This window comes from Streptomyces sp. MB09-02B (assembly GCF_033794485.1).
Lineage (GTDB): Bacteria > Actinomycetota > Actinomycetes > Streptomycetales > Streptomycetaceae > Streptomyces.
This window is the reverse complement of record NZ_JARGEE010000666.1, coordinates 1-3,212: the sequence shown is the minus strand read 5'-3', so window position 1 is coordinate 3,212 and position 3,212 is coordinate 1. Positions and strand designations below refer to the sequence as shown.

Genomic DNA, 3,212 nt, shown 5'->3' with positions numbered 1-3,212 from the left:
GCGTGGGGCACCGGGGGCGCTAGGGGTCGACCGGCGGGCGGTCGCCCACCAGGGGTTCCAGGTAGCGGAGCAGGACGTTCTTGAGCTCCTGGACGTAGGCCTCGCGCTCCTCGCCCTCGCGGCCGATCACCAGCTCCAGGCCGGCCTTGTACATCGCCATGCAGACGTGCGCGGTGCGCGTGATGTCGACGGCCGGCGTGCCGGGCAGGAGCGGGGTGAGCAGTGCCTCGATCCGCGTGACCAGGGCCGTGTGCAGCGCGTCGTGCTGCTCGGCGATCCGGCCGGGGACGTCGGGGCCGTGCATCAGCGTGTAGACCACCGGGTGGCGGGAGTTGAAGTCGATGAAACGGTCCACGGCGGCGGCCACGGCCACCTCCAGCGGGGTCGCCGGATCCACCGGGGCGAGCGCCTCGCCGTACGTCTCGCGCAGCTCCAGCATCAGCCGCTCGCTCAGCTCGATCGCGATCGCTTCCTTGTTCGGGAAGAACTGGTACAGCGTGCCCGGCGAGACCCCCGCCTCGCGGGCGATGGCGTTGGTGCTGGCGGCGGTGTACCCCGTCGAGCAGAACACGGAGGCCGCCGCTTCGAGGAGCTGGGCGATGCGGCGCTCACCGCGGGCCTGACGGCGACGCGGCTGCTCCTTGGCCTGAGGTCGCTCCGCACTCCGGGGCCGCTCTGTGCTCCGGGGCCGCTCTGTGCTCCGCGACCGCTCTGTGCTCCGCGACCGCTCTGCGTTTCGGGGTCGCTCCCCGCTCCGGGGTTGCTCCTCGGCCTGGGTCTTCTGCTCTTCGGCCTGGGTCTGCTCTTCCTCTGGGGCCTGGGGCTGTTCCTTCTCCTGGTGGGTGGGCACGCGGTTTTCCCCAGCTTTCCGGACGTCATTGACAAACACGAGTGGCCGCTCGCATTCTGGAGAAACGCGAGCGATCTCTCGTGTTTGCCAGTGTATGGCTTGGCGCCTCCGTGCTGCCCGGCTGCGCACAGCCGTGGACAGAACGAGTCGGAGTGAAGGGGACACCGCACCATGACCGAAGTCAACCGGCCACCCCGACCGGGAGGCTGGACCCGGTTCGTGACCGCCCGGCCCCGCCTCTCCCTGCTCGTCGCCCTGGTGCTCACCGCCCTCGCGGTCGTCGCGGGCAGCGATGTCGCCGACCGTCTCGGCAGCGGCGGCTGGGAGGACCCGGCCGCCCAGTCCACCTACGCGACCAAGGCCCTGGAGCGCGAGTTCCCCGACTCCCAGCCGAACTTCCTGCTGCTGGTCGACGCGGGCGAGGCCTCGGTCGACGACCCGGCCGTCGCCGCCGAGGCGAAGGGGCTGACCGAGCGGCTGGCCGCCGAGAAGGGCGTCACGGGCGTCGGCTCCTACTGGCAGACCGGGGCACCTGCCCTGCGCTCGGAGGACGGTAGCGAGGCGCTGATAGCGGCTCGCCTCACCGGCGACGACACGGCCGTGAACGAGACCCTGGACCGCATCGCCCCCGAACTCCGCGGCACGCACGGCCCGGTCGAGGTCAAGGTCGGCGGCATCCTCGCCGTGCGCCACGAGATGCAGACGATCATCCAGGAGGACCTGCTGCGGGCCGAGATGATCGCCCTGCCGGTGACCCTCGTCCTGCTGGTCATGGTCTTCGGCAGCGCGGTCGCCGCCCTGCTGCCCCTCGGCGTGGGCATCGTCGCGATCCTCGGCACCAACGCGATCCTGCGCGGCCTCACCGAGGTCACCGACGTCTCGGTCTTCGCCCTGAACCTCACCACGGCCATGGGGCTGGGCCTCGCGATCGACTACGCCCTGTTCATCGTGCGTCGCTTCCGCGAGGAGCTGTCCACCGGCGCCGACTCCCTGACGGCCGTCGCCACCACCCTGCGCACGGCCGGCCGCACGGTCCTCTTCTCCGCCCTCACGGTCGCCGTCTGTCTGGCCGCGATGATGGTCTTCCCGCAGTACTTTCTGAAGTCCTTCGCCTACGCGGGCATCGCGGTGGTCCTCCTGGCGGCGGCAGCGGCCTTGATCCTCCTCCCGGCCGCGCTCGTCCTTCTGGGCGACCGCGTCAACGCCTGGGACCTGCGCAGACTGTTCAAGCGCCGCAAGACGAAGACCGCGGGCGAGGGCTCGGCGACCGTGGAGGAGGGGGCGACCTGGGGCCGCGTGGCAGCCCTCGTCATGCGCCGCGCCCCCTACTTCGCCGTCGCCACGACCGCGGGTCTGCTCCTCCTCGGACTCCCCTTCCTGGGGGTGAAGTTCGGCACGGCCGACGACCGCCAACTCCCCTCCACCGCCGAGTCGCACGTCGTCCAGCAGCATCTGCGCGAGGGCTTCCCGGGCACTCCCGGCGGCGGCCTGTCGGTGCTCGCGGAGGGCGAGGCGACGAAGGCGGAGTACGCCGCCTACAAGGAGCGGCTGGCGGACCTCCCCGAGGTGCTCCGGGTGGAAGGACCCCTGGTCAAGGGCGACTGGGCCTACTTCACGGTGCAGCCGAAGGGCGAGGCGGTCGACGAGGGCGCACAGCGCCTGGTGAAGGACATCCGGGCGACGGATGCCCCCTTCGACACCTCGGTGACGGGCACGGCGGCGGTCCTGGTGGACACGAAGTCGGCGATAGGGGACGGCCTGCCCTGGGCCCTCGCCTTCATAGCGATCGTCACCCTGTTCCTGGTCTTCCTCCTCACCGGCAGCGTGCTGATCCCGCTCCAGGCGGTCCTGCTGAACGCCCTCAGCCTGACGGCGATGTTCGGCGCGCTGGTGTGGGTCTTCCAGGACGGCCACCTCTCCGGCCTGCTCGCCTTCACCAGCCCCGGCTCCATAGAGACGACCCTCCCGGTCCTGATGTTCTGCGTGGCCTTCGGGCTCTCCATGGACTACGGCGTCTTCCTGCTCTCCCGCATCAAGGAGGAGTACGACCACACCGGCGACCACACCGCCTCGGTCCGCTTCGGGCTCCAGCGCACCGGCGGCCTGATCACCGCCGCCGCCGTCATCCTCGCCGTCGTCATGATCGCCATAGGCACCTCCCGGGTCACCAACACGAAGATGCTCGGCCTCGGCATAGCCCTGGCAGTCCTCATGGACGCCATGGTCATCCGCAGCCTCCTGGTCCCGGCGGTCATGCGCCTGACGGGCCGCGCGACGTGGTGGGCCCCGGCTCCACTGAGGCGCTTCCACGAGAGGTTCGGCCTGAGCGAGGAGGAGCCGCCCCCCACACCGACCCCCACCC

The 3,212-nt window shown here is 71.0% G+C and carries 2 protein-coding genes; one reads left to right on the top strand and one right to left on the bottom strand.

All coding sequences use genetic code 11. From position 1 onward, the window contains the following. Window positions 1-19 precede the first annotated feature (19 nt). Window positions 20-601 (bottom strand): TetR/AcrR family transcriptional regulator, encoded by a 582-nt coding sequence (locus P1P70_RS42525; RefSeq protein ID WP_319247556.1) that lies wholly within the window; start codon window positions 599-601, stop codon window positions 20-22. A gap of 420 nt (window positions 602-1,021) precedes the next feature. On the opposite strand from P1P70_RS42525, the gene P1P70_RS42520 reads away from it, so the two are divergent. Then, window positions 1,022-3,212, top strand: a 2,191-nt coding sequence (locus tag P1P70_RS42520) for an MMPL family transporter (protein ID WP_319247554.1), incomplete at its 3' end; no start/stop codon positions are given.